The sequence below is a fragment of the Chloroflexota bacterium genome, from assembly GCA_015478725.1.
Taxonomy (GTDB): Bacteria; Chloroflexota; Limnocylindria; order Limnocylindrales; family CSP1-4; genus C-114.
This window is the reverse complement of the sequence record JADMIG010000036.1, coordinates 1-21,674: the sequence shown is the minus strand read 5'-3', so window position 1 is coordinate 21,674 and position 21,674 is coordinate 1. Positions and strand designations below refer to the sequence as shown.

Genomic DNA, 21,674 nt, shown 5'->3' with positions numbered 1-21,674 from the left:
GCGGGACGGCGTGGGCCGGCGGGACGGCGTGGGCCGGCGGGACGGCGTGGGCCGGTGCGCCGGCCTGGACCGGTGCGCCGGAGGTACGCGGGTCCGAGGAGGTGCCCGCGTCCGCGGAGCTGCCTGGACCGGCGGTGGCGGACGAGTTCGCCTCGGCGCTCATTCCTCCACCCCGCCCCACTCCTCGATGAGGTCGGACAGGCCCTTGCCGGCCGGCATCATCGGGAAGACATTCTGTTCCTCGGCGATCTCGAACCAGATGAGGGCCGGGCCGTCGATTCCCTGCGCCCAGCGGATCGCGTCGTCCACGTCCTCCGGCCGGGTCGCCCGGCGAGCCGGAATGCCGAATGCGTCGGCGAGCTTCGCGAAGTCCGGCCCGAGCAGGTGTGCGGAGTGATAGTTCCCGGCGTAGATGAGTTCCTGCCACTGGCGGATCATCCCGAGCTTCTTGTTGTCGAAGAGGGCGATCTTCACCGGGATCCGATCCTGGACCAGCGTCATGAGCTCCTGGAACGTCATCTGGAACCCGCCGTCCCCGGTGATCGCCCACGTCTCGCGGTCGGGCCGGCCGAGCGCCGCCCCCATCGCCGCCGGGAGGCTGAAGCCCATCGTCCCGAGGCCGCCCGAGCTGACATGGCTGTTCGGCTCGCGGAAGCCGGTGTACCGGGCGAGCCACATCTGGTTCTGGCCGACGTCCGCGACGTAGGTCGCGGCATGGCCGCTCAGCTCGCCGATCCGGTGAGCGACATAGTCGGCCGAGAGCAGGCCGTCGCGCCAGGCGCCCGAGCCGTGCCAGCTGCTCGCCTCGGATTCCTTCCGCCATCCAGCCAGCTCGGCGAGGTACGCCGCCCGGTCCGCCGGATCGACCGCCTCGACCATAGGGGTGAGGGCGCGGAGGACACGCCCGGCATCGCCGACGATCGGCACCTCGACGGCGACGTTCTTGCCGATCTCCGCCGGATCGATGTCGACATGGACGATCCGGGCATAGGGGGCGTACGTCCGCACGTTGCCGGTGACCCGATCGTCGAAGCGCATGCCGATCGCGATGAGCAGATCGGCCGACTGGATCGCCCGGTTGACGTGCTTCCAGCCGTGCATCCCCATGTAGCCGTAGCTGAGCGGGTGATCCTCGGGGATCGTGCCGATGCCGAGCAGCGTGTGCGCGACGGGGATCTGGGTCTTCTCGGCGAAGGCTCGGAGGTCGTCCCATGCCCGGGCGTGGAGGATGCCGTGACCGGCGAGGATCATCGGCCGCCTGGCCCGCGCGATCTCGGCCGCGGCGAGCTTGAGCTGGCGGGGGTGACCGTCGAAGTTCGGTCGGAAGCCGGGCAGGCCGGCGACGACCTCCGCCTCGGTCGGGTGGGTCGCCCGGGTCTCCTGCTGGAGGGCGTCCTTCGTGATGTCGATGTGAACGGGACCGGGCCGGCCGGTCCGCGCGATGTGGAAGGCCTCGGCGAAGACGCGCGGCAGATCGTCCGCGTTCCGGACGAGGTAGTTGTGCTTCGTCATCGGCAGCGTGATGCCGTTGATGTCGATCTCCTGGAAAGCGTCCTTGCCGATGAGCGACGAGGCGACGTTGCCGGTGATGGCGACCATCGGGATGGAATCGAGCAGCGCGGTCCCGATCCCGGTGACGAGGTTCGTGGCGCCGGGGCCGCTCGTACCGAGGCAGACGCCGACCTTGCCGGTGACGCGGGCGTACCCGTCCGCGGCATGAGCGCCGCCCTGCTCGTGGCGGACGAGGACGTGGCGGAGCTCGGGATAGTCGCCGAGCACGTCGTAGAGCGGCAGGACGACGCCACCGGGATAGCCGAAGAAGACCTCGACGCCCTGGCGGATGAGCGCCTCGCAGACGACGTCCGCCCCGATCCGCGTCCGCTTCAGCGGCCGCGTGTCGTTGAGCATCTCCTTGCGGGCCTGCTCGATCCGCGCCGCCTCGGGACTGCCATCGTTCGGCACGTGGCTCACGCGGCTCGGCAGCTTCGCCGGGTCTCCGGTCATCGTCATGGTCGTCCTTCGCCTCCAAAACGAAAGACCCCCGCCTCCCGGCGAGGGTCCCTTCGGCTCTTGGTGTCCGGTGCGTCTAGCGCTCCGTCCTCCGCGATCCTCCGTTCTCCCGCCGGGAGCCGGTAATAAGGCCGAGAAGGCCGTCCAGCCCAAGGAGGAGCGAGCGAAGCAGCCCGAAGAACGATACGTCGACCAGGGAGCCGTCCGCCAACGGCACGTGGACGCGGCGACCGTCCGCCATCACGACGACGGCGACAGGGCGGCGATCCCGGCTGTTGAACAGACCCACGCAGCGGTCTCCGATACGCTCGTCCGTGCGGCGCGGCGCCGCTCGGTCCGGGCAGTCTAGCACGAGCGATGGATCGCGCAACCATCGGCCGACGGTACGGGGTGTGCCCGGCACCCGTACCTCATCCGTCTCGGGTTCGGTCGCGTCAATGTCGGGTGCTGTCGCGTCTCAGACTCTCACTACCGGAACGTTCGTGCGCCCGGCGGGCGATCTCTGGCCGGCGAGGCCCCCGCTGGGCCTCGAATCCGTCTCGGGCGTTCTGGGGGTGGACGGGTGAGACAGTCGGCCGGGGCGCGACTCCCGCGCCCGGATCCAACGTTCCATGGATGACCGCATGAGACGGTGGGACAGGGATGGTCGCGCCTCGCCCAGGGATGGCCGGGGCGGGCCGAGACCGAACCCTCGACAGGCCGGCCGGCGGGTCAGCCGCTCTCTGCTACCCTTCGGCTCGCGCGCGCCGCCGCCGCGGGGACCTCCACCGCGGACCACCACGAGACCGCCATCGCCGCCGCGAGGCTGACCGAGATGCCCGACCACACGCCACGCACGATCGTCGAGAAGATCTGGGACGACCACGTCGTCGCGCAGGACGAAGGTGCGCCGGCGATCCTCGCCGTCGACCTCCACCTCGTCCATGAGGTGACGAGCCCGCAGGCGTTCACGGGCCTTCGGGCGCGCGGCCTCCACGTCCGCCGGCCCGGTCAGACCCTCGCCACCGCAGACCATTCGGTGCCGACGACGCCGCGGAACCTGCCGATCCTCGACGAGATGGCCGCGGCGCAGATCCGCCAGCTCACGGCGAACTGCGAGGAGTTCGGCATCCCGCTCCACGGCATCGGCGACCCCGACCAGGGGATCGTCCACGTCATCGGTCCGCAGCTCGGGCTCACCCAGCCGGGGATGACCATCGTCTGTGGCGATAGCCACACGAGCACCCACGGCGCCTTCGGGGCCCTCGCCTTCGGCATCGGGACGAGCGAGGTCGAGATGGTCCTCGCGACCCAATGCCTCCTCCAGCGGCGCCCGAAGACCCATGAGGTCCGCGTCGACGGTCGCCTCGCCCCGGGTGTCAGCGCCAAGGACATCATCCTCGCCCTCATCGCCCGGATCGGGATCGGCGGCGGGACCGGCCACGTCTTCGAGTACCGCGGCGAGGCGATCCGCGCCCTGACGATGGAGCAGCGGATGACGATCTGCAACATGAGCATCGAGGGTGGCGCCCGGGCCGGCCTCATCGCCCCCGACGACACGACGTTCGAGTATCTCCACGGCCGCCGCCACGCTCCGCAGGGCACGGCCTGGGACGCCGCGGTCGCCCGCTGGCGGGCCCTCCCCACGGACAACGGCGCGACCTTCGATCGAGCGGTGACGATCGACGCGGCCACCCTCGAGCCGATGGTGACGTACGGGACGAACCCGGGCATGGGGATCCCGATCACGAGTCGGATCCCCTCCCCCGCAGACCAGGCGGACCCCGGCCAGCGTCGCGCGCTCGAGCACGCGCTCGAGTACATGGACCTCCGGCCCGGCGAGCCGATCCTCGGCCGGAGGGTGGACGTCGTCTTCGTCGGCAGCTGCACGAACGGCCGGATCAGCGACCTCCGACTCGCCGCGGCCGTGGTGAAGGGCCGCAGCGTCGCCGAGGGCGTCCGGATGATGGTCGTCCCCGGTTCGGACGAGGTAAAGCGCCAGGCAGAGCGTGAGGGCCTGGACGAGATCTTCCGAGCCGCCGGAGCCGAATGGCGGGAGGCCGGATGCAGCATGTGCATCGCGATGAACGGCGACCAGCTCAGCCCGGGCCAGTACGCCATCAGCACCTCGAACCGGAACTTCGAGGGTCGCCAGGGCAAGGGCGGCCGGTCGTTCCTCGCCTCGCCGCTCACCGCCGCTGCATCGGCCATCGCCGGCGTCGTGACGGACCCGCGGACCTTGCCGGACATCGCAGCGACGGTCGGGATCGGGGGTCGCTGATCGTGGCCGAGCCGTACCGTGCCTTCACGAGCGCCGTGATCCCGCTGCCGGCGGAGAACGTCGATACGGATCAGGTCGTCCCGGCCCGCTACCTCAAGGTCACGGACAAGGCCGGCCTCGCTGAGGCGCTCTTTCACGACTGGCGCTACGCGGAGGACGGGACGCTCCGCGAACCCCGGTTCGTCATCGATCGACCGGAGATGGCCGGGCGATCGATCCTCCTTGCGGGCGACAACTTCGGTGCCGGCTCGTCGCGCGAGCACGCGCCGTGGGCGCTCGCCGCCTTCGGCCTGCGGGCGATCATCTCGACCTCGTACGCCGACATCTTCCGCAGCAACAGCCTGAAGAACGGGGTGCTCCCCATCGTCGTGGACGGCACGACCCACGAGCAGCTCTTCGCGCTCCTGGAGGCGGATCCGGAGGCGCGCCTGACGGTCGATCTGGCCGAGGGCGGGATCCTCCTGCCGGACGGCTCGACGATCGACTTCGAGATCGACCCCTTCGCGAAGCGGATGCTCCTCGCCGGCACGGATGAGATGGGCTTCCTGCTCGCAGCGGCGCCGGCGATCGAGGCCTGGGAGGCCACGCACCCGGCGCGAGTCGACACGCTCGTCGGAACCGGCTAGGCGACGGCCGACGGCTTCGTGGGCGAACGCATCCCGGCCGACGCAGGGCAGTCATGGCGGGCGTGAACCCGCTGGACCTCGCCGCCGTCCTCATCGTCGCGTTCGCCTTCCTCCTCGGACTCCGATCGGGATTCTTCCCGCAGCTCGGCGGACTCGCCGGTGCCGTGGCGGGAGCGGCCGCCGCGCTGCTGCTCCTGCCGCTTGTCCACGACACGATCGCGCCACTCCAGGCGCCGCTGCGGGCCCTCGCCGTGCTCGGTGGCCTCATCTTCCTCGTCGGGATCGGGGAGGCCCTCGGCTCCGCCCTCGGGACCACGATCCGATATCGCCTCGGGACAGGGATCCTCGGCAGTGCCGATCGGGTCGCCGGCGCCTTCCTCGGGGTCGGCCAGGGCCTCCTCGTCATCTGGCTCGCGGGGGGCATCCTCGCTGCCGGACCGATCCCCCGAGCGGCCGGCTGGGCCCAGACGTCGACCGCGGTGCGGACCCTCAGCGCGGTCCTTCCGCCGCCCACGGAGATCGCCGCTGACCTCGGTCGGTTGCTCGACGCCTCGGGCTTCCCCCAGGTATTCGTCGGCCTGGAGCCGTTCCCGGCCGTGCCGGTGGGCACGCCGTCCGCCACGGACGCGCGGCGGATCGCCGCCGCGGCCGTGACGAGCACGGTCAGGGTGACCACGCAGGCCTGCGGCTACGAGCTCACCGGCACGGGGTTCTCGCTCGGCCGGGGCTACTACGTCACGAACGCCCACGTCGTCGCCGGCGGCGTCCGCGAGACCGTCGGCTTCGACGGCGGCCCGGCGGCCCCGGCGCGCGTCGTCCTGTTCGATCCGTCGCTCGACGTCGCACTCCTCTCGGCGCCCTCGCTCCCGACCCCCGCCCTCCGCTTCGCAGCCGTCGATCCTGGTCGGGCGACCCTCGGCGCCGCTCTCGGACATCCGTTCGGCGACCCGCTCGTCATCATCCCGGCGGGCGTCGCCGCCGACTATCCGGCGCAGGGACGCGACATCTACGGTGGCGCCCTCGTGACCCGCCGCATCCTCGAGCTGACAGCGCAGGTGGATCGGGGCGACAGCGGTGGGCCGCTCATCCTCGAGGACGGGACCGTGGGCGGAGTGGTCTTCGCCGAGGCGAAGAGCGACCCGAACGTCGGCTACGCGCTCACGCCATCGGAGGTCGCGGCGCGTGTCCTGCCAGCGCTCGGCGCCACGGCCGCCGTCGGCACCGGCCCGTGCGTCCGATGACCAACCGCGCCGAGCGTCCTGATCCCGGTCGCGCGGCGGCGACGGCGTCCGACGACCTGGCGGCGGCGGCGACGACGACGACCGACGGCCTTGCGGCGCTCGCCGCGACGTTCTGGGACGGACTGTGCGAAGCGAGCCCCCTCCTGGCGACCGCGAACGGCGATCGCCGATTCGACGACCGCCTGGACGACATCACGCCGGCGGCCACAGCTCGCGAGATCGCCCGTCTCGAGCGCGTGGTCGATAGCGCCCGGGCGATCGACCCCGCGGAGCTGACGGAGGAGGATCGCGTCACCCGCGAGGTGCTCATCGAGGAGGCGACCGGACGCGCTGCGCTCGCGACACTCGGGATCGAGTCGTGGAACGTCGACCCGCTCGCCGGCTGGCACAACGAGATCCAGGACGTCGCCTCGTACCAGCCGGTGCGGACACCGGCCGAGGCGCGGATGATGGTCGAACGCTGGCGACGGTTCGGACCGCTCATGGACGACCACACGACGAACCTCCGGCGCGGCCTCGTCGAGGGTCGGGTCGGCGTCCGGACACCGATCGCGAAGGTCGTCGAGGCGCTGGCCGCGACCCTCGCGGTCTCCGACGAGGAGAGCGGGTTCCTCGAACCGCTCCGCGTGGCGCGTGACGATTGGCCGGCGGAGGAGCTCGCCGCATTCCGAGACGGTCTGACCACTGCCCTTCATGAGGGGATCCGTCCGGCGCTCGCCCGACACCGAGCGTTCCTCGAGGTGGAGGTGCTGCCGCGGGCGCGGCCGGACGAGCGAGCCGGGATCTGCCACATCGATGGGGGCCGGGCCGCCTACGCGACCCTCGTTCGGTTCCACACGACGCTCGATCGTTCGCCGGAGGAGCTCCACGCCATCGGACTCGCGGAGGTGGCGCGGATCAACGACGAGATCGAGGAGCTCGGCCGCCGCGTCCTCGGCGCTGCGGACCGCACCGACGCGCTCGGGCGGCTCCGCGACGACCCAGCGATGCATTTCGCGACCCGCGACGAGGTGGAGGCCACGGCGCGACAGGCCCTCCTCCGCGCGGAGGCGACCGTTCCGGCCTGGTTCGGTCGCACCCCGACGACCCCGTGCGAGGTCGTCCGGATGCCGGCCCACGAGGAGGAGAACGCGACGATCGCGTACTACCGCCAGCCCGCGCTCGACGGCTCCCGGCCCGGTCAGTACTACATCAACACGGGTCACCCGGAGACTCGCCCACGGTACGACGCGGAATGCCTCGCCTTCCACGAGTCCGTGCCCGGCCACCACCTCCAGATCGCGATCGCGCAGGAGCTCGGGCACCTGCCGACGTTCCGCCGGAACCTGGGGCCGACGGCCTTCTGGGAGGGCTGGGGCCTGTACAGCGAGCGCCTCGCCGACGAGATGGGCCTCTACTCGAGCGATCTCGATCGGATCGGCATGCTCTCGATGGACTCGTGGCGCGCCTGCCGGCTCGTCGTCGACACCGGCATCCACGCACTCGGCTGGTCCCGTCAGGCGGCCATCGACTTCATGGTCGGGAACAGCGCCCTCGCCGCGAACAACATCGCGAACGAGGTCGATCGCTACATCGTCTGGCCGGGCCAGGCGCTCGCCTACAAGTCCGGCCAGCTCGAGCTCCTCGCCCTGCGGCGGGAAGCCGAATCGACGCTCGGAGAGCGGTTCGACATCCGCGCCTTCCACGATCTCGTACTCGAGTCGGGCGCGGTGGCGCTGCGGACGCTCCGGAGGATCGTGCAGCGCCGACTCGCAGACCCCCGACTCGAGGGCACCCGGACGGCGTGACCCCGGCGGGGACTCGTACACTGGGGCGACCGCCGATGACGGAGCCGATGACCGAGCCGAGGACGCCGCCGATGACCGAGCCGAGCCACCCGTACGACCGCCCGACCGATCCGGCCAAGCGCCACAGCGCGCGCCTGACGGACGGTCCCGACCGCGCCGCCGCGAGGGCGATGCTCAAGGCGATCGGTTTCACGGACGAGGACCTCGCGAAACCACTCGTCGGGGTGGCGACGACGTGGATCGAGACGATGCCGTGCAACTACAACCAGCGCCGCCTCGCCGAGCACGTGAAGGCCGGCATCCGGGCCGCGGGCGGCACGCCGATGGAGTTCAACACGATCTCCATCAGCGACGGCGTCTCGATGGGCACGGAGGGGATGAAGACGAGCCTCGTGAGTCGCGAGGTCATCGCCGACTCCATCGAGCTCGTCGTCCGTGGCCACCTGTTCGACGGGGTCGTGTGCCTCGTCGGCTGCGACAAGACGATCCCCGGCGCGGCGATGGCGCTCGGGAGGCTCGATGTGCCGGGTCTCGTCCTCTACAACGGGACGATCTACCCGGGTGTGTACAAGGGTCAGCGGAACGCGACGGTGGTCACCGTCTTCGAGGCGATCGGCGCGTACCGGGCCGGCAAGATCAGCCTCGACGAGCTCTACGAGGTGGAGAACGTGGCCTGCCCGGGACCGGGCGCCTGCGGCGGCCAGTACACGGCGAACACGATGTCCATGGTCATGGAGCTCATCGGGCTCTCACCGGCCGGACTCAACGGGATCCCGGCCGAGGATCCGGCGAAGGATGAAGCCGCCCGGCGCTGCGGCGAGATCGTCATGGACCTCGTCCGTCGGGACGTGCGGCCCTCGGCGATCGTCGATCGCCGCTCGATCGAGAACGGGATCGCCTCGGTCGCCGGATCGGGCGGCTCGACGAACGGCGTCCTCCACCTGCTCGCCATCGCCCACGAGTTCGGGATCGCCCTCGATATCGACGAGTTCGGGGCGGTCGCGGATCGCACCCCGATCGTCGCCGACATGGTCCCGGGCGGGCGCTACACCGCCGCCGACCTGTACGACGCGGGCGGCATCGGGCTCCTCACGCGCGAGCTCCTCAAGGGCGGCCATCTCCACGGCGACGCGCCGACGGTCGACGGCCGAACGATCGCCCAGACCGCGGCGGCGGTCGTCGAGACCTCCGGCCAACGGGTGGTCGTTCCCATCGAGACGCCGATCAAGCCGACCGGCGGCCTGGCGATCCTCCGCGGTACGCTCGCCCCGGACGGCTGCGTCGTCAAGCTCGCCGGCCACGAGCGACGCCTCCATCGGGGCCCCGCGCGGGTGTTCGATTCGGAGAACGCCTGCTACGAGGCGGTGCGGGACGGCCGCATCGCCCCCGGCGACGTCATCGTCATCCGCTACGAAGGCCCGGTCGGCGGTCCCGGCATGCAGGAGATGCTGAGCGTGACCGCTGCCCTCGTCGGCGAGGGCCTCGGCGACTCCGTGGCGCTCCTCACGGACGGCCGCTTCAGCGGCGGGACCCACGGCCTCATGCTCGGGCACGTCGCCCCCGAGGCCGCGCTCGGCGGACCGATCGCCTTCGTCGAGGAGGGTGACGGGATCGTCATCGACGTCGACCGGCGGGCCCTCGATCTCGATGTCGCGGCAGAGGTCCTCGCGCGTCGGCGGGCGGCATGGTCGCCACCGCCACCACGCTATCGCGGCGGCGTCATGGCGAAGTACGCCGCGCTCGTCGGGTCGGCGTCGGCCGGAGCGGTGACCACGGGCGCGCGGATGACCGCGACCCTCGCCGCGGGACGCGGGTGACGACGCCCGGGCCGGGCGGGACGGCCGACCCGGGCGGGACGGCTCGGTCGGAGGGCGATAGCGAGCCGATCCGCACCCTGCCCCCGGTCACGGAGCGTGAGCTCGCCGCCCGCCGGCGTGGCCTCGCCTCCGCCTACATCCCGGGCGGCGACGACCCGGAGATGGCCGAGACCCGGCGCCGGGAGCGGCGGTATTTCCACCTTCTCATCGCGATGATCGTCCTCATCGTCGGCATCGGGATGTTCGTGACGATCCTCGGCCTGATCGTCGCCGGACCGGCCGGGTGACCGGGCGGCCGTCTGCGGCGCTCGCGGACAGCGCCTGGCGGATCGCCCACGACCGGCTCGTCGCCGACCTCCGCGACCTCATCCGCATCCCGACGGTGAATCCGCCCGGGGACGAGATCCGGGCGGCCCGACTCGTGGCGGCGATCCTCGCCGAGACCGGCGTGGACGCGACGGTCGTCGAGCCGCTGCCGGGCCGAGGCTCCGTCGCGGCGCGGCTTCGCGGCGATGGGACCGGCGGCGGTCCGCTTCTCCTTCTCAGTCACCTCGACGTCGTGCCGGCTCCGCCGGAGGGCTGGACCCACGATCCATTCGCCGCCGATCTCGCCGACGGATACGTCTACGGCCGGGGAGCCGTCGACATGAAGAACCTCCTCTCCATGGAGCTTGGAGTCATCCGGATCCTTGCCGGCGAGGCCCGTGCGGCGGGACGCGACCCGGCCGCCGATCCGATCCCCGGACTGCGCCGTGACATCCTCTTTGCCGCCACCGCGGACGAGGAGGCCGGCGGGCTCGCCGGGGCGGGCTGGGTCGCGGAGCATCACCCGGAGTGGCTCCGGGCCGACGCCGCGATCAACGAGGCGGGCGGTGTCTCGGCCGAGCTCGGCGGCGTCCGGTTCTACCCGATCCAGGTCGCCGAGAAGGGCTTCATCGACTACCGCTTCACGGTTCATGGAACGTGGGGCCACGGCTCCATGCCGCGGGCGGACAACGCCGCCGTCCGGGCCGCCCGCATCGTGGACCGCATCGCGGATCCCGGCCGGGTCCGGCTCACCCCGCCGATGGAGCGGTTCTTCGACGCGGTCCGGGTCGCGGCGCCCGGGCTCTCACGGACGCTCGCGGCGCTCGTCGAGGGCGCCGGCGAGGGCACCGGCGGCAGCTCCTCCGAGGTCGCCGCCTGCGACCCGATGTACGCGCGGGCGGCGAACGCACTCCTTCGCGACACCGTGAGCCCGAACGTGATCCGGGCCGGCCTCAAGCACAACGTGATCCCGGGCGAGGCGACGATCGAGGTGGACGTCCGGACCCTGCCCGGCACGACCGAGGTCGAGATGCGGGACGTCCTCCGGCGCCGGATCGGCGACGAGCTGTGGTCGACGATGGACGTCGAGATCGTGGTGGCCGGTGAGCCGGTGGAGGCCCCCGTCGACAGCGATTTCTACCGGCTCCTCGCCGACACGCTCCGTGATCACGACCCCGAGGCTGTCCCGGTCCCGATCATGGCCCCGTTCGCGACGGACGCCAAGCACACCCACCGGCTCGGCACGCCCACCTACGGGTTCTCGCCGCTCCGCCTCAGGCCCGAGGACCGCTTCCTGGAGTTGTTCCACGGGGTCGACGAGCGGGTGTCGATCGAGGCGCTCCGCTTCGGCCTGCCGGTCCTCTACGACGTCGTGCGGCGGTTCGCCGGCTGAGGCGATGGGCCGGCCGTCACTCGCGCGGGGTCCGGACGAGGCGGCCTCGGCGCGAGATCGCATGGGTCGCGAGCGCCGCGACGCCCATCGCGATGAGCGCCCGCTCGGCGCGCGGCATCGGCCGCACCGCGGAGAGGAACTGGTCCGCCCGAGCCCGATCCACGACGCGGAGGAGGGCCTGTCCACGCTGCGTGAGCGTGAGCGTCTTCTGGCGTCGATCCTCGGTCTCCGGCCGACGTTCGACGAGCCGTCGGCGAACGAGACCGTCGACGAGTCGGGACGTCGCCGAGGGTGACCGGCCGAGCATGTCGGCGAGATCGGAGACGGTCGTCACGCCACCATCGGCGAGGACGTACAGCGCCGCGAGCTGGGTGAAGCCGAGCCGCAGCCCACCGAGCTGGGAGGCGAACCCGATGACGAGCTCGCGCCAGAGGGCACGGCCCATCGCCACGCGCTCCGAGAGCTCTCGCGGATTCGAGGTCCGCAGACCGGCGTTGACGACGGGTGCCGAGAGATCAGCCTCGAAGATCCGGGCGATGGCCCGGCGCGACGCGGTCCGCCGGGTCGGCCGGAGCGGTGCGGGGGGACGGCGGGGCAGCTGGGATTCGTCGGCCATCGCACTGGAGCGTAGTACGGGCGCCGATCGTGTGCAACGTTGCATACGCTTCGCTCCGTGACGGCGGGCATCGCCGGTAGGCTGAGATCGCTTCCTCGACCTCCGGCACCAGGAGCCCATGACTCGCTTCGCGTTCGTCTTCCCCGGCCAGGGATCGCAGTCCGTCGGCATGGGCCGCGATCTCGCCACCGCATCGGCTGCCGCCGCCGCGATCTTCGCCGCGGCGGACGACGCACTCGGCGAACCGCTCAGCCGACTCGCCTGGGAGGGTCCGGCCGAGGAACTCGATCGGACCGTCAATGCTCAGCCGGCGCTCCTCGCGGCATCGATCGCCTCGCTCGCCGTCCTTCGCGATCGATGGGCCGCTATCGGCGCCAGCCCGGATGCCGCGTACGCTGCCGGCCATTCGATGGGCCAGTACAGCGCCCTCGTCGCCGCCGGCGTCCTCGACTTCGCCGACGCGATCCGGCTGGTTCGTCGCCGGGGGATCCTCATGCAGGGATCCGGGTCCGGCCGTGAGGGTCGGATGGCGGCGATCATCGGCCTCGACGATGCGCGACTGCCGGAGCTCGTCGCCGCGGCCGCGGCGCACGGTGTCTTCGGGATCGCGAACCGCAACTCACCGGGGCAGGTCGTCGTGTCGGGCGAGCGAGCCGCGGTGGAGGCGGCGCTCGCGATCGCCCGCGACCTCGGCGCGCGACGGGCCATCGAGCTCCCGGTGAGCGTCGCCGCCCACTCACCGCTCATGGCCGAAGCCGCCGAAGGGATGCGGACCGCACTCGCCGGCATCGCCTTCGCCGATCCCCATCCGCCGCTCCTCGCGAACGCGGATGCCCGACCATTGACGACCGGCGACGCCTGCCGCGCCGAACTCGTGGAGCACCTCACGACCGGCGTCGACTGGATCGCGGCGGTCCAGCGGATGGCCGCCGATGGCGTCGACACATACGTGGAGATCGGACCCGGGCGGGTCCTCAGCGGCCTCATCCGGCGGATCGTCCCGGACGCCGAGACGATCGCGACGGACGACCCGACGACGCTCGATCGCCTCTCCGTGCCCTTCCTCCCCAGCGCCGTCTAGCGCGAACCGACCAAACCGAACCGTCAGCGGACAGGAGCCCGACCGAGTGCGCACCCCCGACTACACCCGCCGCGTCGCCATCACCGGCCTCGGCGTCGTCAGCCCCGTCGGCAACGACACGAAGACCGTCTGGGACAATCTCCTCAACGGAAGGAGCGGCCTCGCCGAGATTACCCGCTTCGACGTGAGCCGCTACGAGGCCAAGGTGGCCGGCGAGGTCAAGGATTTCGATCCCCTGCAGTGGCTTGACGCCAAGTCCGTCCGGCGCACGGAGGCGAGCCTCCACTACGGCGTCGCGGCAGCCAAGCAGGCCCTCGCCGACTCGGGCTTCGAGATCACCGACGCGAACCGGACGGAGGTCGGGGTCGTCTTCGGCTCCGGCGCCGGCGGCCAGCAGCTCATGATCGACAACTGGCGGGTGCTCCAGGAGCGCGGCCCACGGGCCGTGGCGCCGACGTTCATCGCCAACGGTCTCGTGGACTCGACCTCCGGGATGATCGCCATCGAGACGGGGGCGATCGGCCACAACATCTGCATCGTGTCCGCCTGCGCGACCGGCACGCACAACGTCGCGGAAGGCGCCGAGGCGATCCGCCGCGGCGACTGCATCGCCGTCATCAGCGGCTCGTGCGAAATGCCGCTCCTCGAGGTCGCCCACGCCGGGTTCGGCAACATGCGGGGGTTGGCGATGCCGCTGCCCGGCGGCGGACCGGAGACGGTGTCGCGTCCGTTCGATCGGACGCGCGACGGTTTCGTCCTCGGTGAGGGGGCCGGTTCGCTCCTGCTTGAGGACATGGAGCTCGCGAAGGCTCGCGGGGCGCGGATCTACGCCGAGGTCGTCGGCTACGGCTCGGCCGCGGACGGCTGGGACATGATCCAGCCGATCGAGGGCGGCACCGGATCGGCCCGGGCGATGAAGATGGCCCTCGACCGGCGTGGCGTCCCGGCGGACGAGGTCGACCTCATCAATCCCCACGGGACCGGAACGCCGCTCGGCGACCGGCGTGAGACGGAGGCCATCTGGACCGTCTTCGGGGATCGAGCGGCTGCTTCGGCGCACAGCCTCGCGATCAGCGCCACGAAGTCCATGACCGGCCACATGATGGGCGCCGCCGGATCGTTCGAGGCGTTCGCGACCGTCATGTCGATCGTCGAGCAGTGCGTCCCGCCGACGATCAACTATCGGGAGCCCGACCCCGACTGTGACCTGTGGGTCCTCACCGAGGCGACGCCGCTCCGGATCCGGTATGGCCTGTCGAACAACATTGGCCTCGGCGGCCACAACGGCGCCGTCATCTTCAAACAGTTCGACGGCGACTGACGGCTTCCGGCCCGAACACCCGCGGAAGGGTCTCTCGCCGTCATTCAGTTCGGGGCATGACCGCAGGTCGGTCCTGCGACGAATGCCGGGGTTGTTCTGGATCAGGGTCGCGGCGACCGCAGATCGGCGAACCGGAAGTCGGCGAGCGATCTGAATCCCAGCGTCGCCATGGTCGCCGCGATGACCCACAAGCCGACGCCCGGCGCACACCCGCGCTCGAGCCGCGAGATCGTCGATTGCGCCACGCCGACACGGTCGGCGAGCGCCTGCTGGCTCAGCCCGGCTGCGTACCGCGCCTGCCGGACGTCGGCTCCGATGCGCACGAGCGCTCGCTGCACGGGCGGCTTCTGATGGCGTGGCTCGAACGGCATGGCGAGAGCCAAGCATGTCGGCCTTCATTCCGGCTCACTTCACGGCTGCGGCCGGCACAAGCTGGGATGTCATGCCACGAACTGACTGAACGAGCGACCTCCTCCCGGCGTCGTCCGTGCGTCTACCAGGCGGATCGTCCGTCTCATGCCCCGAACTGACTGGACGAGCGACCTCCTCCCGGCAGCAACCCATCTGCCGGCGGCGTCCGTCGAGAGGCGGCGTCCGTCGAACGAACCCCGCCGCTACAATCCCGGCAGCCCAGCAACCGTGTGAGGTGACCGCCCGTGCCACCGTCGACCGATCCGTCCCGGCGAGCCGTCGTCACCGGCGTCGGCGCCGTGACGCCGATCGGCAACGACGCCGCGACGTTCTGGGCCAACCTCCTCGAGGGTGTCTCCGGTGGCGGGCCGATCACCTCGTTCGATCCTTCCGGCTTCGACGTCCGGATCGCCGCCGAGGTCAAGGGCTTCGATCCCACGGTGGTCATGGATCGAAAGATGGCCCGTCGGATGAGCCGGTTCATCCACTTCGGGATGGCCGCCGCGGCGGAGGCGGTCCACCATTCCGGGCTCGACTTCGAGGGATGGGACCCGGAACGGCGGGACCGGGTCGGGGTCATCCTGAACACGGGCGGCGGTGGCATGGAGCAGGTCATCGAAGGCACGTCGACGCTGGCGGCCAAGGGGCCCGGCCAGGTGAGCCCGTTCGCGATCCCGGCGCTCTCCGGTTCGATGGCGGCGGCGATGGTGAGCATGCGCTACGGACTGACCGGGCCGCTCATCACCCAGGTCGCGGCGTGCGCGAGCAGCGTCATCGCCTTCCAGGACGCTCTCCGCCTCATCCGGTCGGGCGAGTGCGACGTCGTGATCGCCGGCGGTTCCGAGGCCGCGCTCCTCCCGATCGCGTTCGCCGCGCTCGGCAACATGGGCGCCCTCTCGAAGCGGAACGATGACCCTACCCACGCCTCGCGGCCGTTCGACCGCGACCGCGACGGCTTCCTCTTCGGCGAGGGCGCCGCGTGCGTCGTCGTCGAATCCGTCGCCCACGCGCTCGCTCGCGGCGCGGGAGGCCGGATCCAGGCCGAGGTGCTCGGTGCGTCGCTCACCGCGGACGCCTACCACATCAGCGCCCCCGAGCCCACCGGCCGGGGAGCCACGAGAGCGATGACCCGCGCCATGGCGGACGCCGGCATCGGCCCGACGGACATCGACTACATCGTCGCCCACGGCACGTCGACTCCGCTCAACGACGTCACCGAGACCCGGGCCATCAAGGCCGCCTTCGGACCACGAGCCCACACGGTCCCGATCAGTTCGCCGAAGTCGATGGTCGGCCACCTCCTCGGTGCGGCGGGCGCCGTCTCCGCGCTCACTGCGATCGGGGCGATCCGCGACGGCTGGATCCCACCGACGGCGAACCTCGAGCATCCGGACCTCCCGGAGTGCGATCTCGACTACGTCCCCGGCATCAAGCGCGCGGCTCGGGTCGACACGGCCATGATCAACGGGTTCGGCTTCGGTGGCCAGAACGCGGTCGCGGTCTTCCGGCGCTTCGTCGCGTAGCGATCCGCCGCCGATCGCCGCTCGAGATGCGCGCCGACAGCCGACCGTCCGCGGCGCCTGACGGCCGATGACCGTCCTCCGCGCGTATCGATCCTTGTGGGTCGACCGGGCGCTCATGCGCCTGCTCGCTGGGGAGTTCATCAGCTCCATCGGTGACTGGCTCTACCTCGTCGCCCTCCTCGTCGTCGTCTACGAGCGGAGCGCCGATCCGGTGCTCCTCGGCATCGTCGGGGCGGCCCGCGTTCTGCCGTACGTCGTCCTCTCCGTGCCCGCCGGGATCGCGGCCGACCGATACGACCGTCGTCTCGTGCTGCTCGCGACGGACGTCGCTCGTGGCGCGATCATGCTCGCGCTCGCGGCACTCGTCGCACTCGACGGACCGCTCTGGGCGATCGTGGCGCTGGCCGTCCTGGCGACGTGCTTCTCATCGTTCTTCGGACCGACGATCGGCGCGTTCCTCCCGACGCTCGTCGGGGATGAATCCCGACTCGGACCGGCGAACAGTGCGTGGGCGAGCCTCGACAAGCTCGCGTTCGTCATCGGGCCGGCCATCGGCGGCCTCATCATCGCGTCATCCGGCCTTGCCCTCGCGTTCCTGCTCAACGCCGTCTCATTCGCCGTCGTCGCCGCGGTCCTGTGGCGCCTGCCGCGTCGAAGCGGCGCCGATCCGGTGAGCGCACCGGCGGCCCCATCGGCGTCGAGCGCCGCGGGGTCGGGCGCTGCCGGGTCGGGCGCTGCCGGGTCGCCCACCGGCGAAACCGCGCCTCGGATCGGCGGCGCGGTCGCACTGCGCCCCATCGTCGGGCTCGCCCTGCTCGACGTCGCCGGATCGTTCGCCTTCGGCGGCCTGTCCGTCCTCACGGTGGTCCTCGCCGGGTCGGCGTTCGGGACCAGCGAGGCGGCGACGGGCTATCTCAACGCCGCGATCGGGGTCGGCGGCGTCATCGGCGCGCTCATCGCGGGCTCACTCGTCCTCCGACCGCGCCTCGCCCCGCTCCTCGTGGGCGGGGCCGTGACCCTCGGTGCGGGGCTCGCGGCACTCGGGGCGACCGACGCACTCCTTCCGGCGCTCATCGCGATGACCATCGCCTCCGCCGGGAGCCTGCTCGTCGAGGTGGTCGATGCGACGATCTTCCAGCGCGTGGTGCCCGATGAACTCCGTGGCCGGGCCCTCGGGGCGGTGGCGACGGTCGCGACGCTCGCCTATGCCGGCGGTTCGTTCGCCGTTCCGGTCCTCGCCTCGGCCATTGGCACCGCTCCGGTCCTCGCGTCCTGCGGAGCGGCCGTCGTCGTCGCGTCGATCCTCGCCGCGGTCATGGTCGGATCAGCCGGCACCCGGGCGGCGAGCCCGGGAGACATCCTCCTGCGACACGTGGCCGGGCTGCCGATCTTCGCCGGCGTCGCCCCGGCGACCCTCGAGGCGATCCTCGCTCGATGTCGACGCCGGGAGATCGCCGCGGGGACCGTGGTCATGCGCCAGGGCGACCCGGCCGATCGACTCGCGATCGTCGTCTCCGGCAGCTTCGAGGTCACGCAGCGGAAGGCCGACCTTACGGTTGCTCGGCTGCGATCCATGGGACCGGACGAGGTCTTCGGCGAGATCGGCCTGCTGACGGGCGTCCCGCGGACGGCCACCGTCACGGCGACCACTCCCGCGACGATGCTCGAGCTCGACGGCCCCGACTTCCTCGAACTCGTCGCCGCCGGCCCCGGCCTTTCGAGTCGCTTCCTCGATCTGCACCGCGGCATCCGACGACCGCTCGCACGCTGAGCGGCCGCCACGCTGATCTCCCTGTCGCGAACCTGACACCGCGCGGGTCGCATCCCGACCTTGCCCGTGGGCAGGCGGGGAGTACTCTCCATCCAGCGCCGCAGTCCGCACCCGCGCGGGAAGCTGCCGGCAGAAGGAACGGATCGGGAGGCCGGTAGGGCTGGCATCGACAACAGCGAGGGGTTCAAGGGAGCCCGCGAGGCGGGCGAGGACGATGTCGAGGGTCATCGGCTCGGCGCCCGCGAGGGGTTCAAGGGAGCCCGCGAGGCGGGCGAGGACGATGTCGAGGGTCATCGCCACACGCTTCGAAGCCCATCGGGTCACGGCGAGTAGCACGGGCGACACCACGACCGGACACCCATAGCCGCCGGGCTCCCAACGCCCGGCATCCGTCACCGAGACCCCGCCCCGACCTCCCACCGGGCCGGGGTCTCGTGGCGCCCACGAGCGATCGCCCGACGCGAACCCGGAGTGCCGCTCAGCCGACCGGCGACGCCGTCGCCGCCAGGATCGCCTTCACCTCGAATGGGGTGACTGCCGGGTGTTTCGCCCGGATGAGCGTCGCGAGGCCGGCGATGTGCGGCGCGGCGAAGCTGTTGCCCGTCGCGAGGATCCGGCCGCCCTCGCGCCACGCGACATCCACATCGAGACCGTACGCCCCGAACTCCACCGGCGGGGACGGGTTGTAGAACCAGGTCCACGGATCGGCGATATCGTGCGCGGCGACCGATACGACGGACGCGAAGAGCGACGGATAGCTCGGGCCCGGGACGTTGTTCGCGGCGCTGACGAGGAGGACGTTCGCGAAGTACGCCGCGTCGGCGAGCTCGTGGAACGTCGCGAAGAGGGCGTCGCTCTTCGAGCTGAGGCTGAGGTTGACGACGTCCGCGCCCTGCTCGATCGCCCAGTCGAGACCGGCGGCGAACGCCGCGCCCTTGCCCCGGTTGTCCGGTCCGAGCACGCGGATCGAGACGATGTCCGCCGCCGGCGCGAGTGCGTGGACGATCCCGGCGCACGCAGTCCCATGGCCCACGACGTCGAGCCCGTCGGGATCCTCGACGACCACGGGCCGCTCCTCGCCGAGCTCGACGCGGACGCTCCGCACGAGCCGACCGCCGACGGCCGGATGATCCCGCTCGACGCCCGAGTCGATGATGGCGACCGTCATCCCTCGTCCGTTCGAGCCGTCGAAGGCCCAGGATCGATCGATCGCACCGAAGGGGAGACTTCGGGCGAGGCCGGCCCGCCGATCGAGGGTGAACGGCTCGCTCCAGGCGGGAAGCAGCTCGTCCGTCACCGCCGCCGTGCCCGCGCTCGACCGGCCCGCTCGGCGTGGTCCGCCACGACCGCGAGGAGATCGACGACGAGCGCAAGCTGACCCGGATCCACGCGCCGGACGCGGGCGACCTGCTCGACGAGCGCCCAGAGCCGCGAGTCGTCGTCGCCGGCGAGGTCCGCGGTGGCAGCGCGGACGAGGTTCTCGAGCGCCAACCCGTCGCCGGGAGGGGCCGCGGCGTCGCCGTCGCTCCGGTTGAGCGCGGTGAGCGCCGACCCGATGAGCGTCGCGACGTCGCGCTCCACCCGGCTCGAGCTGATTGCCACCGCGGCCTGGCGGGCGAAGACCGATGCGAGCTCGATGTCGCGGAGACTGAATGCCGCTTCGTCGCGCTTGTCGAGCACCTCGAGCACGCCGATCGTCCCATGCTCATCGACGAGCGGCACGGCGACGATGGATCGCGGCACATAACTCGTCTGCTCGGCGAACGCCCGGCCGAACCGCTTGTCCCGCGCGACGTCGGAGAGCGCCAGGGCCTGACCGGTCGTGTAGACGTAGCCGACGAGACCCTGCGACGGCGGCACCTCGAGTCCGACGACACCGCGCCCCTGTTCGCCTGCCGCGACGCGGAAGACGAGGCGGTCCTTCGTCGGGTCATAGAGGGCGATGGAGGCGGCCTCGGCCTGGAAGAGCGCGACCGTGGCGTCGACCACGGAGCGAAGGACCGCCTCCGCCGACCCGAGATCGAGCCGTCGCGCCACCTCCGCACGGAGGGCGATCGAGCGGAGGAGGGTGAGCGCATCCGCGCTTAGAACGTCGTCAGCCACGGATCCCGACGCTGACCGGGTGCGTGGTCCCTTCGACCGTCACCGTTCGGCCGCGCGGGCGAGCCGATCGAGGTCGGGGATGACGACCGTGTCCTTCTCGAAGCGCACGAGACCCGCGGTCACCATGTCCGCAAGAAGGCGGTTGACCGTCTGGCGCGTGCCACCGATCATCGAGGCGAGCTCCGATTGGGTGTACGGCCAATCGAGGACGATCTCGCCAGCGGCGTCCGGCCGTGTGTCAGCCGCGAGGCGGACCAGGCGCGCGGCGAGGCGGCCGGGAAGGTCGAGGAAGTGGAGCTCCTCGACGTGTCCCGTGAGTCGACGGAGCTCGGCGGTGAGGCCGGCGAACAACGCCATCCGAAGACCGCGATCCGTGTCGATGAGCTGCTCGAAGGTATCCCGTCGCATGACGAGCATCTCGGCAGTGTCGAGGGCAACCGCCGTGGCCGAATGCGGCGCGCCGTCGAGGAGGGCGAGTTCACCGAAGAAGTCACCGCGAGCGAGGGTCGCGATGATGGCGCCCTCTTCCCCCTCGGGACTCGGCAGCACGATCTTGACCGACCCGGTCTCGACGATGAAGAGGGAATCGCCGGGGTCACCCTGGTGGAAGATCGTCTCGTTCTTGCGGAAACGCCGGACCCGGAGGCTCCGCACGCATGCTGCGAGCGCTTCGTCACCGACCTTCGCGAAGAGCGCGCACCGCCGCAGCGTCTCGATCGCGAAGCCGTCCTCGATCGTGCTCGACATGCGCTGCTCGCCGCCCTCGCTCATCCACGCCGTTCATCACGGACCGGCTGGTGCCGAGGTGCATGCTACGCGGCACGACGAGGCGGGACAATACGAGCGCGGCGAACGGTCAGCGTGCGGGCGAGGATGCGCCAGCGGATGGCAGGACGAGGGTCGGCCGACGAGCGGCGAGCCGGATGCGGACCGTGAGGAGCCGTGCCACCGGCGCCAGGATGTGGGATCGCGCATTGGCCATCGCGCCGGCATGGCGATCGACGGAGTCACCCTTGACGAGTCGGGCGCGCTGCGCCTCCGCGAACCGCTCGGACATCCGGGCCTGGACGACGATGTAGCGGCTGTTCGGGTCCATCGTGATCTCCTCTCGATCGGATCCGATGCCTCCGGAGGAGACCCGGTCGCGATCCGATGAGCAGAGTCTGCCTGCCGCGGAAGGCTGCGGCGACCGCCTGGCCGACGATGAAGCGGTCCTCCTGATCGCCCGAGGAGGGTCGGCCCGGGAACGTCGACCCTGTCCGATTCGCGACGCCCGGCGCCGGAACTCGGCGGACACGAAGAGAGCGGCGCCGCTGAGGCACCGCTCTCTGGTCCGCGCCGCGGCCGTTGCGCCTAGTCCGAACTTCCAACGCCCGGTGGGCACATTCGAGCACGAGAGCGGCTGGTG

At 71.5% G+C, this 21,674-nt stretch carries 20 protein-coding genes; 12 read left to right on the top strand and 8 right to left on the bottom strand.

The genetic code is table 11. The features are described 5' to 3' along the window. Nucleotides 1-159: 159 nt before the first annotated feature. Nucleotides 160-1,887 (bottom strand): biosynthetic-type acetolactate synthase large subunit, encoded by a 1,728-nt coding sequence (ilvB, locus tag IVW53_14045; GenBank protein MBF6606689.1) that lies wholly within the window; start codon nt 1,885-1,887, stop codon nt 160-162. Nucleotides 1,888-2,086: 199 nt separating this feature from the next. Then, nucleotides 2,087-2,299, bottom strand: coding sequence for a hypothetical protein (locus IVW53_14040; protein ID MBF6606688.1), 213 nt, complete (start codon nt 2,297-2,299; stop codon nt 2,087-2,089). 525 nt (nt 2,300-2,824) lie between these two features. Between IVW53_14040 and leuC the strand changes: the two genes are divergently transcribed. The 7 genes from leuC to IVW53_14005 all read left to right on the top strand — a co-directional run bounded on the left by leuC (nt 2,825) and on the right by IVW53_14005 (nt 11,440). Beyond that, nucleotides 2,825-4,270: a 3-isopropylmalate dehydratase large subunit gene (leuC, locus tag IVW53_14035; protein MBF6606687.1), complete on the top strand. Its 1,446-nt coding sequence runs from the start codon at nt 2,825-2,827 to the stop codon at nt 4,268-4,270. A 2-nt stretch (nt 4,271-4,272) separates the two neighbouring features. Continuing rightward, nucleotides 4,273-4,896, top strand: coding sequence for a 3-isopropylmalate dehydratase small subunit (leuD, locus tag IVW53_14030; protein MBF6606686.1), 624 nt, complete (start codon nt 4,273-4,275; stop codon nt 4,894-4,896). Nucleotides 4,897-4,949: 53 nt separating this feature from the next. Continuing rightward, a complete protein-coding gene (locus IVW53_14025; protein ID MBF6606685.1) occupies nt 4,950-6,137 on the top strand; it encodes a MarP family serine protease in 1,188 nt (395 codons plus the stop codon). Then, complete coding sequence (locus IVW53_14020) at nt 6,134-7,924, top strand: DUF885 domain-containing protein (protein ID MBF6606684.1); 1,791 nt, start codon at nt 6,134-6,136, stop codon at nt 7,922-7,924. The genes IVW53_14025 and IVW53_14020 overlap by 4 nt, the downstream gene beginning before the upstream one ends. Before the next feature lie 71 nt (nt 7,925-7,995). Next, complete coding sequence (ilvD, locus tag IVW53_14015) at nt 7,996-9,741, top strand: dihydroxy-acid dehydratase (GenBank protein MBF6606683.1); 1,746 nt, start codon at nt 7,996-7,998, stop codon at nt 9,739-9,741. Next, nucleotides 9,738-10,028 (top strand): hypothetical protein, encoded by a 291-nt coding sequence (locus IVW53_14010; protein MBF6606682.1) that lies wholly within the window; start codon nt 9,738-9,740, stop codon nt 10,026-10,028. The genes ilvD and IVW53_14010 overlap by 4 nt, the downstream gene beginning before the upstream one ends. Beyond that, nucleotides 10,025-11,440, top strand: coding sequence for a M20/M25/M40 family metallo-hydrolase (locus IVW53_14005; protein MBF6606681.1), 1,416 nt, complete (start codon nt 10,025-10,027; stop codon nt 11,438-11,440). Before IVW53_14010 ends, IVW53_14005 begins: the two co-directional genes overlap by 4 nt. A 16-nt stretch (nt 11,441-11,456) precedes the next feature. On the opposite strand, the gene IVW53_14000 is transcribed toward IVW53_14005, so the two are convergent. Further along, the gene (locus IVW53_14000; GenBank protein ID MBF6606680.1) at nt 11,457-12,056 is read right to left on the bottom strand and encodes a MarR family transcriptional regulator; all 600 of its coding nucleotides are present in this window, start codon (nt 12,054-12,056) and stop codon (nt 11,457-11,459) included. A 118-nt stretch (nt 12,057-12,174) separates the two neighbouring features. Here IVW53_14000 and fabD point away from each other — a divergent pair, with 118 nt between their 5' ends. Together fabD and IVW53_13990 are read left to right on the top strand one after the other, a co-directional pair. After that, on the top strand, nt 12,175-13,137 hold the full coding sequence (fabD, locus tag IVW53_13995; protein MBF6606679.1) for an ACP S-malonyltransferase: 963 nt from the start codon (nt 12,175-12,177) through the stop codon (nt 13,135-13,137). Between the two features lie 46 nt (nt 13,138-13,183). Next, the gene (locus IVW53_13990; protein MBF6606678.1) at nt 13,184-14,458 is read left to right on the top strand and encodes a beta-ketoacyl-ACP synthase II; all 1,275 of its coding nucleotides are present in this window, start codon (nt 13,184-13,186) and stop codon (nt 14,456-14,458) included. A 101-nt stretch (nt 14,459-14,559) separates the two neighbouring features. Here the strand turns inward: IVW53_13990 and IVW53_13985 are convergent, their stop codons facing one another. Further along, nucleotides 14,560-14,829 carry a helix-turn-helix transcriptional regulator gene (locus IVW53_13985; GenBank protein MBF6606677.1) on the bottom strand — a complete coding sequence of 90 codons (270 nt, stop codon included), beginning with the start codon at nt 14,827-14,829 and terminating at the stop codon, nt 14,560-14,562. A 285-nt stretch (nt 14,830-15,114) separates the two neighbouring features. On the opposite strand from IVW53_13985, the gene fabF reads away from it, so the two are divergent. The 3 genes from fabF (at nt 15,115) to IVW53_13970 (ending at nt 18,496) form a co-directional block, all read left to right on the top strand. After that, complete coding sequence (fabF, locus tag IVW53_13980; protein MBF6606676.1) at nt 15,115-16,392, top strand: beta-ketoacyl-ACP synthase II; 1,278 nt, start codon at nt 15,115-15,117, stop codon at nt 16,390-16,392. A 67-nt stretch (nt 16,393-16,459) separates the two neighbouring features. Further along, nucleotides 16,460-18,163, top strand: a complete 1,704-nt coding sequence (locus tag IVW53_13975; protein MBF6606675.1) for an MFS transporter — start codon at nt 16,460-16,462, stop codon at nt 18,161-18,163. Nucleotides 18,164-18,223: 60 nt separating this feature from the next. Further along, on the top strand, nt 18,224-18,496 hold the full coding sequence (locus IVW53_13970; protein MBF6606674.1) for a hypothetical protein: 273 nt from the start codon (nt 18,224-18,226) through the stop codon (nt 18,494-18,496). Between the two features lie 145 nt (nt 18,497-18,641). Here IVW53_13970 and IVW53_13965 read toward each other — a convergent pair whose 3' ends face one another. From IVW53_13965 to IVW53_13950, 4 genes are all read right to left on the bottom strand, one after another. Beyond that, nucleotides 18,642-19,460 carry a S8 family serine peptidase gene (locus IVW53_13965; protein ID MBF6606673.1) on the bottom strand — a complete coding sequence of 273 codons (819 nt, stop codon included), beginning with the start codon at nt 19,458-19,460 and terminating at the stop codon, nt 18,642-18,644. Beyond that, nucleotides 19,457-20,266, bottom strand: coding sequence for a GAF domain-containing protein (locus IVW53_13960; protein MBF6606672.1), 810 nt, complete (start codon nt 20,264-20,266; stop codon nt 19,457-19,459). The genes IVW53_13965 and IVW53_13960 overlap by 4 nt, the downstream gene beginning before the upstream one ends. Nucleotides 20,267-20,305: 39 nt before the next feature. Continuing rightward, nucleotides 20,306-21,037: a Crp/Fnr family transcriptional regulator gene (locus IVW53_13955; protein ID MBF6606671.1), complete on the bottom strand. Its 732-nt coding sequence runs from the start codon at nt 21,035-21,037 to the stop codon at nt 20,306-20,308. 85 nt (nt 21,038-21,122) lie between these two features. Beyond that, on the bottom strand, nt 21,123-21,362 hold the full coding sequence (locus IVW53_13950; protein ID MBF6606670.1) for a hypothetical protein: 240 nt from the start codon (nt 21,360-21,362) through the stop codon (nt 21,123-21,125). Between the last annotated feature and the right edge of the window lie 312 nt (nt 21,363-21,674).